We start from the raw sequence: 15,957 nt of genomic DNA on the forward strand, positions 1-15,957 counted from the left end.
TCTGACCCCATTGACGCGGACGGATAGCAAGTTAAAAGGACAGGTTTAAAACCTATGAAGAAATACACATTGATCAGAATGGCAGCGATGTTACTGGCGGGACTAATAAGTGCCGAAGTACTGGCTGTGGGCGGTATTACGTCCGATAACGCCAGTCCCAATTTTGCCACAGGCAAGATCAATGAGACCTTTACCGATCTAACTGTAAAGGTATTGGGTGGAACTGTCCGCACGACTCGTTACTGGGAAGATGATAAGTGGGTCTGGAACCGGCGCTGGGCTGATCTTGAACCAGCATGGAGTGATCTCGACGACCCGCACCCGTCGTCCTTTCGCCGGATCGATTCCTATTATCCCCGCATTATAGGGGAATCAACCGCCACCTATGAAAATCAGCTGATCTACACCATCACTTACCGGGAAGAGCAGGACGAATATCGCTGGGCAGATCGCAAGGGCAACGTGATCGACTACGCTGTTGAGCGAGATGATAACGGCAAGATAACTCGTATTCCTATGGTGCGCTACAGCGACCGCAATGGCGTTACTGTCAGTGTAGATCGTAATGAACAAGGTGAAATCAGCGCTGTTCGGGATCATCACGGTAATGTCGTAGTTAACTTTGATTGGGAACCCGGTTCAAAACCCGGTGAATACCAAATAGCAAAAGTCAGCGATTACAGTGGTCGTAAGGTGCTCTATCACTACGACGGCGAAGATAAACTGATCGGTATCGATGACCCCAGAAGCAAGCGCTACAGCTTTACCTACGACAGTAACGGTCAGTTGAGCAGCTTTAGTGATGCCAAAGGGCAAGCTACCACCTATAACATGAGCCCCAGTATTGCTGCAGCTGATGCTGTCAGCATTTCAGCAGGGGGTCAGACCTGTACTTTTTCTCGGGATCAGGGCGGCGAACTGAAAGGAATGACCAACGCCGATGGCGCCGGAAGCACCTACGAAACCTCATTTAATGAAGATAAACGGGTCTTTATCCACCGTGAAACCGATGCTACTGGGGTCGTTAAGGAAAAAGAGTATGACGAACACGGAACTCTGGTTTCTTACGGGCTGGGCAATGATGCTCGTACAACCCGGGATGTAGTTCTGTCAGATGGTTCTATCGGTGTCGCCAATCTGGTGGATAACTACAGCTACTCCTATGGGATTACTGTAGTCACTACGTTGAGTGGTGGACTGGTGAGCAAAAATTGTTATGCCACAGAAAGTGGTGGCGTGCAGTCCCAGGTGGGTAGTGGGGCATTGACTTATGTGGCTCAGACCGTGGATACCGATCCGCGGGGTGGCAAGACCGTTACTGAGTATGATCAGTTTAAGAATGTGCTTCGTAAGACTTATCCGGATGGGAGTTCCGTTAACACTACCTATGATGTTCATTTTAGTCTCCCTTTAATCAAAACAGATGCACGGGGTGTGGTAACGGAGTATCAGTATGATGACTCGGGGAATTTGTTGGCGCTGATTGAGGCTAAGGGGTTGCCTGAGCAGCGGACTACTCGGTATGAGTATGATGGGTATGGGCAGCTTATCAAAATGATTACAGGGGAGTCTGTTGCGGGTGGGACCGAGTTGGCGGTTACTCGGTGGAAGTATGATGATCGGGGGAATCTGACTAAGCTGACCGATCCTTTAAACCAAGTAATATCCTTTGCTGATCACGATGGGCTAGGTAACTCGTTTACTATCATGGATGCGGACAATAAACAATGGAATCTCAATTTTGATGAGGCGGGCAATCTGTTAAGTTTTACCAACCCTGCTAACCAAGGTTTCCAGTACGAGTACGATGATGCTGGTTTCATTGTGAGGCAAAGCGAGACTAATAGCAGCTCATTAACTTTTGCAAACAATAGTGCAGGTTTTCCTTTATCAATCACTGATGTAGCTAGTAATAAAACAACGCTAGAATATGACAAAAGCAACCGTCTTACTGCGTTGGTTGATGCAAATGGTAATGCTCTTTATTCCAGCTATGATAATCAAGGGCGTTTGGTTAGTAACACAGATGGCTTGGGTAATAAAACGTTGTTCAGCTATAGAAAAGAGCGTTTGGAGAACATTCACTATCCCACTTTTGAGCAACAGATAAACTATGACAATCGTGACAGAGTTATAAGCACCATCCAGCGTGCTGACAATCTGGAGATACTACGCAGTTTTGGTTATGACCGTGATAATAATCTAACCGAAAGAACAGATGCCAAGGGTAATAGAGCTTCAGGAGTTTATGATGCCTTTAACCGCTTGGTATGGTGGACCGATGCTGAAGGCGGGGAAACGCACTTTGAGTATGATACACGGGATAACCTCATCCAGGTGACAGATCCTGAAGGGCGAGTGACTCGGTACACCTACACCCTAAGGGACCAGCTAGCCAGTGAGATCAAACAAGGTGAGTCTGGTTCTTCCAGCCATAGCTTTCAGTACGATGAATGGGGCAATTTGATCGCTGAAATCAATCCCGCTGATGAAAAAATAATGTATGGCTATGATGATGCAAATCGTTGGACAACAAGCAAATTATATGCTCAAAAAGGTGACTCCGAACCTATTAAAGTAGTTTCTCTTGGTTATAACGAGAAAGATCAGTACATAGGTTACAATCAGACCGTTGGAAGTGCTCCATCGGGGCAGACTTCAGATATTGTGACTCTCAGTGAAAGCTATAGTCATAACAATCTGAATCAAGTAGTAGGGGTTACTATGGACTATGGTTCTTTCCAGAAAACCTATAGCTATAGTTACTATCCCAATGGTTTAAAAAGAAGCTATACAAATCCAGAGGGTATCACATATAGCTATCACTACAATAAAAACAATCAACTCGCAGCAGTAGTCATACCTGGTGTAGGATCGCTTGCTTACAGCGACTTTGATTGGCTTCGTCCTCAGATGTTGACACTCCCTGGTGGTACAAAGATATTAACCAAATACGATGCTTTGCAGCGACAGGAGGAGCGAAAGCTATACAATGCTGCCGATAATGAGCTAGCTAAAGCTATTTATACTTATGACGTAGAAGGCAATATCACTGCAATTCAAACCGAATACGGTGGCTACTATTTCGATTATGATAAGCGCTATCGGCTTACTGGCGTTGATTACCCCAGCGATAATGTTTTGACTACCAAAACTGAAACCTTTGCTTATGATGGTGTTGGTAACCGTACCCGCAAAGCCTCCATTATAGCTGGCTCAGAGGGGGTTAATGTTGTTGTGTCTAACTACAACGCTAAGAACCAGCTAACAGGTCAAGATAATGCCTGGCAATACCACTACAATCAGAACGGTCATAAAGTTAAAAAGGAATATATAGGAGCTGATGCTGAAAATAACCTGCCAAATGTGATCGACTATACCTACAACCGAGAAGAGCGACTTATAGAAATTCATCATGATGGGGTTTCTATGGCGCAATTTGCTTATGACCCTTTTGGCCGGCGGATTAGTAAAACAGTCGATGGTATAACCAGCTACTTCCTATATACAGATCAAGGGCTGGCTGCTGAATATGATTCCACGGGAGTTTTGATCAAGGAATACCAGTATAAGCAAGGTGGCAGCTGGGGAACCGCACCGATGTTCCAGCGCACTGCTGATGGAAAGTACTATTATTATCAGAATGATCATTTGGGTACTCCACACCGCTTGCTTGCGGCTAGTGGCGCTGTTGTTTGGGAGGGGCGGTATGAGGCTTTTGGACGAACAGTAGTTTTGAAGCAAATTGTTGAAAATAATTTGAGGTTTTCTGGTCAGTACTATGATGAGGAAACAGGGCTCCATCAAAATTATTTTAGGGACTATGATCCTGGAGAGGGGCGCTACTTACAAAGTGACCCTATTGGGCTAAACGGAGGTTTAAATACCTATGTATATGCTGGGGGAAATCCATTGATATACTCTGACCCTTTCGGATTGGTTTCTCCAGGAAATCATAGGCTCGATCCCGATCAAGTTGAACGGATTAAAGAAAGACTAAAAGATCCTGGGCTGGATAAGAAGATTAGAAATGAGCTACAAAAGAAACTTAAAAGGCATGAAAAAGCTGCAGGTGATAGGCACAGTCGGAAATCAAAAGATAAAAAAGGTAAAGGTAAAGGTAAAGGGAAGTCTCTAAAAGGATTTAATCCGTATATTACTAGTATGTATTTGTCATGTCTGCATGGAGTTGCGCCTTGCGGCATATGTGACCTTCTCGGCGTTGAAAACCCTAAATGTGGTGGTGATTTTCCAAATGAATGCTAAAGATCATCGTTTAGTTGAGAATAGAGTTTTTATCTAATGACGCTTGGCATTAGGTTAGCAGTTTAGGAGTGTATATGGATTGGTTTTCTGTTAGAAATGTTTATCATTTTGGAACGACTGAAACTGGCGATAATATTTTTGAAGAACGGGTCGTGTGCTTTAAAGCTAAAGATTTTTCAGACGCTCATGAAAAAGGAAAGAAGGAATCAGCTACTTATGCACTAGAAAACGGCTTTATCGCTTATGATGAGCAATTGGTTTATAAACAAGATGGGGAAGAATTAATAGATTGCTATGAAGTGTGGTCAGAGCTATTTCAATCTCCTTTAGATTTGGATTCTTTCTATAGAGAGCATTATCTAAAGCATCTATATGTGCCTTGAAAAACTAACAAACTGGTGGGGTCAAAAAAAATAGTGCCAGTTAGCGAACCAATGAGGTCAGACCCCATTAAAAAAGAATTAAATGGATAAATAAGGAGGCCATAAGGACATGGCGAGATTAAAAAGGTTGGTGTTACCGGGACAGCCGCATCATGTGATTATTCGTGGAAATAATCGGCAGAACCAATGGGGTCAGACCCCATTGAAAAAGGATTAAAGGGATAAATAAGGAGGCCATAAGGACATGGCGAGATTAAAAAGATTAGTGTTACCGGGACAGCCGCATCATGTGATTGTTCGTGGGAATAATCGGCAGGCTGTTTTTATCGCAGATGAGGATTATCGGTTTTATCTGGATAAGTTGATTGAAAGTTGTGAAAAGCACATGTGTGCCGTTCATTCTTATGTATTGATGACTAATCATGTCCATTTATTGGTAACGCCAAAGAAGGAAGACGGTTTAAGTAAATTGATGCAGATGATTGGGCGTTTTTACGTGCAATATTTTAATCATTGTTATCGCCGTACTGGTGGTTTATGGGATGGGAGATTTAAATCAGCGCCGGTGGATAGCGAACACTATTTATTAACTTGTTATCGGTATATCGAGCTGAATCCGGTCCGAGCTGGAATGGTGGATCATCCGGCAGAATATCCTTGGTCTAGTTATAGGGCCAATGGGTTGGGTGCGGAAGATAAGGTTGTTGGTGCACATCCTATTTATCAGCAATTGGGTGGTGATTCACAGCAACGACAACGTGTATATCGGGCGTTATTTGATAGCTGTATTGATCCAAAGGATGAATTGGAGATTCGCTTTAATACCAATAAATCCTGGGCGATTGGCGACGACCGGTTTAAAGAACAGATTGAGCAAGCAACAGCGCGAGCAGCGTCACCTCGACCAAGGGGTGGTGGCTCTCGTTAAAATGGGGTCAGACCCTATTAGGTAACTAGGCGTGTGCTGCAACTGATGAGTTGGTAATAGGGTCTGACCCCATTCCAGCCGTCGTTCCAGCCAACATTTTTGGGTCATTGGGGAGTAAGGGTCAAGATGGGATATCAACGACTTCGGCAGGGAGTAATGGCGATCTGTCTGGTGTGGCTGAGTGCAACGGTCTATGCCGCTGAGCAGTTGTGTGCGGACGTAAAAATTGAGATCCTGCAGGAGCTGACTCTTGAGCGCCAGGGCTTTGAAGCGTCCATGCGGATCACCAATAGCCTGGATAGTTTTTCGCTGGAAGATATCTCAGTCACCGTTTCTTTTGTTGACGCAGAAGGTAATACGGTGATTGCCAGTTCCGATCCCAATGCCAGCAGCGCAGCCTTCTTTATTGATGTGGACGATTCACAAGGAGTTGATTCGTTGCAGACGGGCACTAAAGGTGCTGTGACCCATGCCACAATTCCTCCCAAGTCCGTCGGGGTTCTACGCTGGTTGATTATCCCTACCGGTGAAGCAGCTGGACAGACTGCCGATGGTACGCTCTATTATGTGGGAGCGACGCTGAATTACCGTTATGGCGGTAAGCAAGAGACCGTGCAAGTCGCTCCTGACTCCATTATTGTTAAGCCCCAACCCCTGCTAACACTTGACTACTTTCTGACACAAGAAGTTATTGCGGACGATGCGTTTACCTCTGAAATTGAAGCGCCAGAACCTTATACCCTGGGTTTGAGGATTACCAACACCGGTTACGGCAGTGCCGCCAATGTACAGATCGATTCTGCCCAGCCCAAAATCATAGATAATGAGGAGCAACTGGCGGTGGATTTCCGCATCCTCGGTAGCTACCTGAACGGCAACCCTGCATCAGCCAGTTTACTGATTAATTTTGGTTCCATTGATTCTCAGCAAGCCAGCGTCGGACGTTGGATTATGGAGTCTAGCCTGTCCGGTGAATTTAAGGACTTCGACGCTGACTTTACCCACGCTAATGAGCTGGGAGGTGCGTTAACTTCTTTACTTAATGATCCCAATGGCTACTTGCTAATTAAAGACGTCCGGGTGGATCTGTCCGGGCGGGATTTCGTCAATGACTTCTTAGCTTATGATCAAGCGGACAATATTTATGTTTTTGAGTCCCAACGCACTAATCTCAATGGTGCGTACTGTCAGGACTGTATCGCAGTATCTACCCCGCCAGCAACTCTTGGAGAGGAATCTTCTGGAAGCCGCAGCCTTAGTTTTACTGCTGAACCTGGACTGAATTATGTCAAGGTTGCTGATCCTTACGAGGGTACTAAAGTCCTGTCTCGTGCGGTTCGCTCTGACAATAAGACACTTCTGGAATCTAACGCCTGGCTGTCCAAAAGTCGTAATGAAGACAATGTGACTTTCGACTATTTTATCAATTTGTTTGATACCAACAGCACCGGCAGTTATACCCTCAGTTTTGGGGGGATTTCGGAGACTCCCCAAGCGCCGGTGATGCAACCAATTAGTGATCGCAGTGTCTTCGAAGGTGGACAGTTAGGGTTCTTATTGCAATCTTCTGATCCTAATGGCACTACACCTGCGTTGCGGGTTGATTTACTTCCCGCAGGCGCGACTTTTACCGATCAGGGGACCGGAACCGGGGTCTTTAATTGGTTCCCACAGGTCGGTCAATCAGGTACCTATAAAGTCACGTTTATCGCCAGTGATGGGAGCCTTGAAACGTCTATGGACGTGACTATCCGTATTAATTCCAATGAGGATAAGGATGGGGATGGTTTAAGAGATACCTGGGAACAGCAGTATTTTGGCAATCTGGACCGAGATGGCACCGGTGATCATGATGCTGATGGTCTGAGTGATCGAGAGGAGTTTGAAGGTGATACCGACCCGACAACAGCTGAAGTTGTTCCGGGACCACCTGAAATCAGTAGTCCTATTTACGATGCAGAAGTTTTAGAAGGCAGCAGTGCACCATTGTTACCTACATTAACCGTTGAAAATGGTCCTCACAGTGACTCCATGGAGGTTCAATATCGCTTTGAGGTCTATGATGATGAGTCCCTAAGCACACTTGTTGCATCTGCGGTATTGGCTGAAGGCGGACTCTCTACCCAGTGGAGCATTCTGGATACGGATTTGACTCCTGAACAGCAACTTGAAGATAACCGGCTTTACTACTGGCGTGCTCGTGCAGAAACGACGGGCAGCTCTCCCGAGGCCAGCGCCTGGGTAACGAGCCGTTTTTTTATTAACAGTGCCAACGATATTCCTTCCAATCCGCAGATTAGCCAGCCAGCAGAGGGTACGCTGGTGGTGACATTACGTCCCGAGCTGAGGGTAACAAATGCTACAGATATTGATCGCGATACACTGACGTACGGTTTTGATTTGTATCGCAGTAATGATACAGACAGTGCGGTTTATACTATTGCCGGATTGATGGAGGGTAACGATGGGGAAACGCGCTGGCAAATCCCTGCCGATCTTCAAGATGGCAAAAGCTACCGTTGGAGTGCTTGGGCAGAGGATGAGCATGGGGAGCGAGTTGGAACTGCTGAATCCACTTTTGCTGTCAGTACTCTGAATAACGCGCCAGACTCACCTATCGTCTCAGCCCCAGCCGATCAGCAGCAGCTGATTGTATTGGATAGTGAGAATGGTACGGTTTTGAGTGTCGATAACGCCAACAATAGCGAACACCCTCGTTGGTTGTCTCTACGATACTTTTTTGAACTGGATCAGGTGAATACCTTCGATAGCACGTCTTTGATTGTATCGTCACCGTTATCTGAAGGTGATACTGGACTGACTGAATGGGCGGTTACTGATCTGGCTGAGAATACGGAGTACTTCTGGCGGGTAAAAATTAGTGATGGTGAAGTCGAAAGTCCTTGGATACAGGCTTCCTTCTTCGTTAACACCGTAAATGATGCCCCTACAATACCGACTGCGATTAATCCTGGTATGGATGCAGTGGTTCTTACCTTGCGGCCATCGTTTGAAGTATCACCTGCGACTGATCCTGATTCAGTTGCTGAGAGTATTCAATATCAGTTTGAACTTTATGCTGATAACTCCCTGTCTGAAGAATCTACCGACCCCTTGAGTGATAGCATCGCCAGTAGTCAAGGGACGGAGTTGGTCTGGAATCTGGATTTTGATCTGGATGATAACCATGACTATTATTGGCGTTTCCGGGCCATTGATGATTCGGGTGCCAGCAGTGACTGGAGTGAATTACATCACTTTCGGGTGAATGAAAACGGCCGTGATGACCCGCCGACGCTTAGCTTCGTTTTGCCGAACCAACCAATTGTTGTTGAAAGTCCTGAAGTCATTATTCAGTGGATTGACAGTGACCCTGACAGTGATGCCAGTATCGATCTGTATTACAGCGGAGATAACATCAGTCGAACTCTGATTGTTGAAGGGCTGAGTGAAGATCTGGATGGAGACGGTGATCAGTATCTTTGGAATGCAGCTGCTCTGGATGAGGGAACTTACCGTATTAGCGCTGATATTCGTGACGAAGAAACCTTGGTCGCGGTAGATGCCTGTTGCGATATCCAGGTTCCCACTCGGGACAAGAGTTTGACCATTAGTGCCACAACGGCTTTGGAAACCAGTGAAAATGGTACGGATTGGGTCGAGATTAAAGTCAGCCTTGATCACCCTCTTCAGACTGGTTCCAGCTTAACGCTGAATTACGATCTGAATGATCATGGGGAAGGCCAGCTGGTGGAGCCTGGAATGCTGTATTTCACTGCTGATAATTGGGATCAACCCCAATTTATTCACATTAAGGGCGCTGATGACTGTGAGATCGACGGTGATCAGGAATATGATTTGGTGTTCCAGCCGGTGGTTAGTGATGACGAAGCCTACAACGGTGACCTCCCAACAGGACTGACGTTGGTTAACCTGGATAATGAACTATTGGAACAAACCCTGTTTATCTGCGGTTACCAGTTGCTGGCACAGACACCTGTGCCAGATACGGAGTTGCAGGATTATAGCTATCGGGTGCAACTAACCAACAAAGCACAATCTTTGGAAGACGCCAGTGCCTCTTTGAGTGTTCTTGACTCCAACATCCAAGGTGCGCAATTGCAGCTTATCAGTGGTGGTAGTGTTAATTTTGGCACAGTTATGTCAGGTATGACCGTTAATGGCCAGGGGACAATCGTTCTGCGTTACCCTGCTGGGCAGGCTCTAGAAACGGGCCGGTTGGATTGGAGCATTATGCCAGGTGCTGATCTGGTCGTGCTTGAAGGTACCGAAGGTAATAATACTTTACATGGTGGTGATGGGGCCGATGTGATGAACGGCCACGGAGGTGACGATGTTCTTTACGGAGGCAATGGTAACGATACCCTGATTGGTGGTTCCGGTAGTGACCGTCTGTTTGGTGAATCCGGTGACGACACCATTATTATCAATGGTGATGATCCTTATGCAGACCAAGTCTACGGCGGTAGTGGGTTTGATGTGATTGAAGGTGGAAACGGTGATGATGCTATTCGGTTAGCGACGATCAATAGCGTTGAAAAAATTGATGGTCAAAGTGGCTTGAATATCATTTACGGTACTAACAACAATGACTATTTCGACTTTTCTGCCACTGAATTGGTCAACATCGAATATATCGATGCTCTGGCGGGTAATGACACTCTCTATGGTAGTGCTGGAAACGATACCCTTATTGGCAACGCTGGCAATGATTCCCTGTATGGCAATGAGGGCGATGATGAGTTTGTGATTATTGGCAGCGATATCGGTTCAGATCAGGTTAATGGCGGTGAAGGTATTGACCGGATTTCAGGTAGCGATGGCGATGATTGGTTCCGTATTTTTTACTTCAGCGGCGATTACCGGGTGGAAATTATCGATGGATTGGGCGGAATAAATCGTATCGAAGGTACGAACAATAGCAACACTCTGGACTTCAGCGAAACTGAACTGATTAATATTGAGCGTATTGATGGAATGGCCGGTAATGATAACTTGATCGGTTCTCCAGGGGATGATGTGATTTACGGTGGTGAAGGACAAGATTTTCTGTTTGGTTCCGAAGGGGATGATCAGTTTATATTGAGTTCCGCCGATACTGACTTTGATCGCTATAACGGAGGGGAAGGTAACGATCAACTGCTGGGAACCGTAATGGATGATAATTTTCGGATCAGCTATTTCAACGCAGACTACAGTGTTGAAAAAATTGATGGTGGGGCGGGAATCAACCGAATTACGGGTACTGGCGAGAATACCCTCTTTGATTTCCGAAACACCACCCTGATTAGTATTGCTTTGATTGATGGTGGTCAGGGTAATGATACCTTGTACGGCAGTGTTGGACCGGATGTGATGCAAGGTGGAGAAGGATCTGACCATTTATTTGGTGAAGGCGGCGATGACCGTTTTCTGGTGACTTCCGGGGATACTGGCTATAACCGCTACAGTGGTGGTGATGGTTTTGATCGACTGATGGGAACAGCTGGGGATGATGACTTTCAAATCAGCCGCTTCGCTGCTGAATACGTTGTTGAGCAGATTGATGGAGGTGAAGGTAACAACCGCATATTGGGTGGTAGTGGTTATAATTTCCTTGATTTCAGCGGTACTGAATTAATAGGGATTGCCTTGATTGATGGTGAGACGGGTAACGATACCATTTATGGGAGCCAAGGTAATGACGTTATTCGGGGCGGGGAGGGTAATGATTACCTGCTTGGTAATGGCGGTGATGATCGCTTTATTATCACTCCAGGAGAGACAGGATATGATCAATACAACGGTGGTGATGGTTTTGATAGGCTGATAGGTACCGCTAATGATGATGATTTTCAGATTCGTTACTTTAAATATGAAAAATTTGTTGAGCAGATTGATGGAGGAGCTGGCAACAATCGAATTCTAGGTAACGGTGGCATTAACTATCTGGACTTTCGCAACACTGAATTGATCAATATTGCTCTGATTGACAGTGGTAAAGGGAATGACCGGGTGGTTGGCAGTGCAGCTGCGGATGTGATCATTGGAGGGATTGGCAGCGATCTTATTTTCGGAGATGGTGGCGATGATCTCTTCCTCTTTTCCGAAGGGGATACTGGCTATGATTTATATGATGGTGGAGATGGGGTTGATCGATTAGAAGGAACAGATGCTGATGATGAAATACGTATTAGTCGTTTCACGGCTAACTATACCGTTGAGATTATCGATGGCGGGGCTGGTACTAACCGCATAGTAGGGACCGCAGGTAACAGTAATTTGAATTTCAGCGGCACTGAGTTAATCAATATTTCCCTAATAGATGGTAACGGTGGAGATGATTATATTTATGGAAGTGAAGGGGCTGATGTGATTCAGGGAGGGGAAGGTAGTGACCATCTCTTTGGTGAAGGGGGAGATGACCGGTTCCTGGTGACTGTTGGTGATGTTGGCTACAACCATTATAACGGCGGGGACGGTTTTGACCGACTGATAGGTACGCCAGAAGATGATGATCTGCGGATCAGCTACTTTAAGGGGAGTGTTGTTGTTGAGCAAATCGATGGTGGTGCCGGTATTAATCGTATTATTGGATCTACCGGTAATACGACACTTGATTTTAGAAATACCGAGCTGATTAACATTGCTCTTATTGACGGTGGTGCAGGGAATGACACCCTCTACGGAAGTGAAGGAGATGACTTGATTCAAGGAGGCGATGGTAATGATCGTCTCTTTGGAGCCGGCGGTAATGATCGCTTTGTCGTTGCGGCTGAAGATACGGGGTACAACCGCTACAGTGGTGGTGAAGGTATAGATCGGTTGGAAGGTACACCGGAGGATGATGATTTTCGTATCAGCTACTTTAAAGGTGATGATGTGGTTGAGCAAATCGACGGTGGCAGTGGTACAAACCGAATATTAGGTAGCATTGAAAACACAACTCTGGATTTTCGAGGTACGGAACTGACTAACATAGCTGTAATTGATGGAGGTCTTGGCAATGACACCATATATGGCAGTGAAGGTGCTGATGTGATTCAAGGAGGTGACGGCAGCGATTATCTCTTTGGTGTTGGTGGTGATGATCGATTCTTAATCACAGCTGGTGACTCCGGGTATGACCGTTACAACGGTGGGGAAGGCTTTGATCGGCTGGAAGGTACCGCTGAAGATGATAATTTCCAGATCAGCTATTTCAGTGATGAAGATGGTGTTGAACAAATTGACGGGGGGGCAGGTACCAATCACATTATTGCTACAACCGGGAATAGCACTTTGGATTTCAGAACGACTGAGTTGATAAATATCGACTTGATTGACGGCAACAGAGGTGAAGACACACTCTATGGTAGTGAGGGGGCTGATCTGATCCGAGGAGGAGATGGTAGCGATTACCTATTTGGTGCTGGCGGTGATGACCGTTTTCAGATTACCTCCGGGGATATTGGTTACGACCGCTATAACGGCGGCGAAGGAAACGACAGACTTGAAGGAACAGCTGAAGATGATGATTTTAAGATTAGTTACTTCAGTGGCGATGATAGCGTTGAGCAGATAGACGGAGGTGCAGGTACTAACCGTATTATCGGTACTAATGGTAGTACTACACTGGATTTTCGTGCGACTGAGTTGATTAATATTGCTTTGATTGATGGAAGTGGTGGTAACGATATCATCTACGGATCTATCAGCGCTGACCAGATTAGAGGGGGGGCTGGTAATGACAGCCTTTACGGTGGTGACGGTGGTGATACTTATCACTATGTTGCTGGCGAAGGCACCGACACCATTCGTGACGGAGGGCAAATCGCCGATACAGATATCCTAGAGTTGATGGGCGGTATTGCAGTAGAAGACCTATGGCTGGTTCAGTCTGGAAACGATCTCAAAATCTATTTGCTTTCCACTACCGGCCTGATTTTGATCGAGGATTGGTTCATAGACGAGGCAAATCTGATTGAAAAAATAGTCACTACCAGTGGCCAAACTTTGGATAGTGATCGCGTTGCAGTATTAGCTTCTTTGATGACAGCAATAGGCATACCTACTGGAGGGGTTATCAGTTTGACCCCGGAGCAGCAGACAGCAGTAGCTGATTCACGAGCGGTTGCCTGGCAGTAATGGGGTCTGACCCCATTGAGTGGCAGTAATGGGGTCTGACCCCATTGAGGGATGACCCCATTGAGGGAGATCAACATGCGGTGTCCAAAATGCAGCTATGTTCGTCTCCCCTCTGATAGTCACGTCATAAAGGGTATTTGTCCTGCGTGCGGTATTGCCTATGAAAAATGGAAAAAACAGCAGAAATCGCAGGCCTCGATAGAGGAGAGTATTAAAGCCGGTGAAGTTTATGGCGGTCATTTTCAGATTGAACCAGATCCGTCTTTTTCGCTGCTACATGGGCTAAAGCGGCGGTTAACAGAAGTTCCTGAGCAAGTGGAGTTACGGGCTTTCTGGGGATCAGCGGGGCTATTCGTCGCATTCTTTTTCTGGGGCTGGTCTTTTATTCTGGGTGGGATCGATTGGCAATCAATCGGTGGTTCTTTTCTTCATAATGCTAACTTGCCTTTCCACGAGTTCGGTCATGTACTGTTTTCTCCTTTCGGACGTTTTATCTCCATTCTTGGTGGAAGCCTGTTCCAAGTATTGATGCCTCTGGGAATTATGATTGCGTTTATTCTGCATCGTCGGGATAACTTTTCTGCTTCCATCATGCTTTGGTGGAGTGGCCAGAATTTTATAGACATATCTCCCTATATTGCAGATGCTCCTTATCGGGCAATACCGCTGATCAGAGGGCTTGGTGATGACTATCACGACTGGGGAAACTTGTTGTCGATGATAGGCGCGGTTGATCAGGCGACGACTGTCGCAAGGGTGTCCTTCGGAATAGGGACTGGTTTTATGCTTTTGAGCTTTCTCTGGGGTGGATACATTCTATATCTTCAGAAACAGAACTTAGAATAGGTTCCCGCTTCAAATCTCCAAGTATAGGAGTATGCATTCTCCTTAGAAGCGGGATAGTTGACCCTTATGCTTTACCAGAAAACCAGAGATATCATCATTAAATCCCCGTACTTTGATGCTTAATCCCTAGCAGCTTTTATCTTTCTCTCCTTTTGTTCTGCCTCTATAGCGCTGCTATCGCTTACACAAGCTACAAATTGTATACATCGTATCTGAGTCCTTCGTTTATCGATCTAAATACTGATATAGAAATTTTCACAAAAAGTTCAAACAGTTGGAAGTGTTCTGTTGGTTTTCAAGCGGTGTTGAGTAATGATAAAAATCAAAATTTCAATTTTTGTATACAATTTTGTGTTAAAAATGTTTGAAAAGTTAATAAATATGGTTTAATAATGTATACAAAATAATCGTAAAAAGTGACTACTCATGTTTTTGTTCTTTTCAGCCTATGTGTCTGTCATCTGGGTGGCCTTAGTACCCATAAAGAATAACCGCATGGATACGCTGTCCCCTGCAGGAGAGAGTTGTGACTCAAGCGATTAAATTTACAGAATCTTGTCTTGTGGTTTGTGTGGACGGTGAAATTATGAGCTTGCGACTGCTATAGATCCTAAGAATACAAGTGGGAACCGAGGTGGCACGTACTGATGGGGCGGCTTCGGAGTTTACACCTGCCCGAATGTCGCCTGAGTCAGCAGCTAGTGTAAACCAGTGTCCAGATTCTATTTTTGTGTAACTTTAAGGTGAACTTAACGATGACTATGCTAACGCTTGAAAACTCGATCTCTATTACTCAGTCCGCATTGGCTAAAAGTGCGGAGTTGAACACCGCTCCTCTGACCGTAGCCATTCTTGATCAGGGGGGAAGGCTTATCTCATTGCAGCGTCAGGATGGTGCCAGCATGATGCGACCTGAGATTGCTATTGCCAAGGCGTGGGGAGCTGTGGCTATGGGGAAATCGTCCCGTTCCCTGGCCAGCGATGCCTTAGAGCGTCCGGCATTTGTTTCGGCGCTCAATACGCTGGCTCACGGAAATATTATTCCTGTCCCGGGTGGTGTATTGATTCGAGATCTTGAGGAGCAAGTCATTGGTGCTATAGGTATAAGCGGTGACACATCTGATATTGATGAGCTATGTGCCGTTGCTGGTGTACAACAGGAAGGGCTGTTAGCAGATGCTGGCTTGCCGCTGTAACCGTCTTTTCTGACAGTCTGAATTCGATCCATAAATGGGCATCTGCGCGTCTTATTTGCACTGAGGTGCGTGGATGACTCAGAAAGAATTCAATAACTATCAATATCCATAATTATCAATATCAAACACTCATAATATCAAGCATTTCTAATATCAACCGGAGGTCGGAGCTATTTATCTTCAAGCGGAGGTGTTTTCACTTCAGTCGATT

6 protein-coding genes are annotated in these 15,957 nt (G+C 45.7%); all 6 read left to right on the forward strand.

Annotated elements, in window-relative coordinates; genetic code table 11:
- Positions 1–54 precede the first annotated feature (54 nt).
- The 6 genes from BGP75_RS08005 to BGP75_RS08030 all read left to right on the forward strand — a co-directional run bounded on the left by BGP75_RS08005 (position 55) and on the right by BGP75_RS08030 (position 15,746).
- The gene (locus BGP75_RS08005) at positions 55–4,266 is read left to right on the forward strand and encodes an RHS repeat-associated core domain-containing protein (protein WP_076717385.1); all 4,212 of its coding nucleotides are present in this window, start codon (positions 55–57) and stop codon (positions 4,264–4,266) included.
- Positions 4,267–4,340: 74 nt separating this feature from the next.
- Entirely contained in the window at positions 4,341–4,649 is a 309-nt protein-coding gene (locus BGP75_RS08010) for a DUF4288 domain-containing protein (RefSeq protein WP_076717388.1), read from the forward strand.
- A gap of 244 nt (positions 4,650–4,893) precedes the next feature.
- Positions 4,894–5,577, forward strand: coding sequence for an REP-associated tyrosine transposase (locus BGP75_RS08015; protein WP_076717390.1), 684 nt, complete (start codon positions 4,894–4,896; stop codon positions 5,575–5,577).
- Positions 5,578–5,703: 126 nt separating this feature from the next.
- Complete coding sequence (locus tag BGP75_RS08020; protein WP_083704690.1) at positions 5,704–13,704, forward strand: calcium-binding protein; 8,001 nt, start codon at positions 5,704–5,706, stop codon at positions 13,702–13,704.
- 75 nt (positions 13,705–13,779) lie between these two features.
- Positions 13,780–14,550 (forward strand): hypothetical protein, encoded by a 771-nt coding sequence (locus BGP75_RS08025; protein ID WP_076717394.1) that lies wholly within the window; start codon positions 13,780–13,782, stop codon positions 14,548–14,550.
- A 755-nt stretch (positions 14,551–15,305) separates the two neighbouring features.
- Positions 15,306–15,746 (forward strand): heme-binding protein, encoded by a 441-nt coding sequence (locus tag BGP75_RS08030; RefSeq protein WP_076717397.1) that lies wholly within the window; start codon positions 15,306–15,308, stop codon positions 15,744–15,746.
- The last annotated feature ends 211 nt before the right edge of the window (positions 15,747–15,957 follow it).

This window comes from Motiliproteus sp. MSK22-1 (assembly GCF_001968815.1).
Lineage (GTDB): Bacteria > Pseudomonadota > Gammaproteobacteria > Pseudomonadales > Balneatricaceae > Motiliproteus.

What these genes read in the sequence shown, in the direction of transcription:
- BGP75_RS08020 (WP_083704690.1), top strand. Translation starts at nt 5,704, where the DNA reads ATGGGATATCAACGACTTCGGCAGGGAGTAATGGCGATCTGTCTGGTG.
- BGP75_RS08010 (WP_076717388.1), top strand. Translation starts at nt 4,341, where the DNA reads ATGGATTGGTTTTCTGTTAGAAATGTTTATCATTTTGGAACGACTGAA.
- BGP75_RS08025 (WP_076717394.1), top strand. Translation starts at nt 13,780, where the DNA reads ATGCGGTGTCCAAAATGCAGCTATGTTCGTCTCCCCTCTGATAGTCAC.
- BGP75_RS08030 (WP_076717397.1), top strand. Translation starts at nt 15,306, where the DNA reads ATGACTATGCTAACGCTTGAAAACTCGATCTCTATTACTCAGTCCGCA.
- BGP75_RS08005 (WP_076717385.1), top strand. Translation starts at nt 55, where the DNA reads ATGAAGAAATACACATTGATCAGAATGGCAGCGATGTTACTGGCGGGA.
- BGP75_RS08015 (WP_076717390.1), top strand. Translation starts at nt 4,894, where the DNA reads ATGGCGAGATTAAAAAGATTAGTGTTACCGGGACAGCCGCATCATGTG.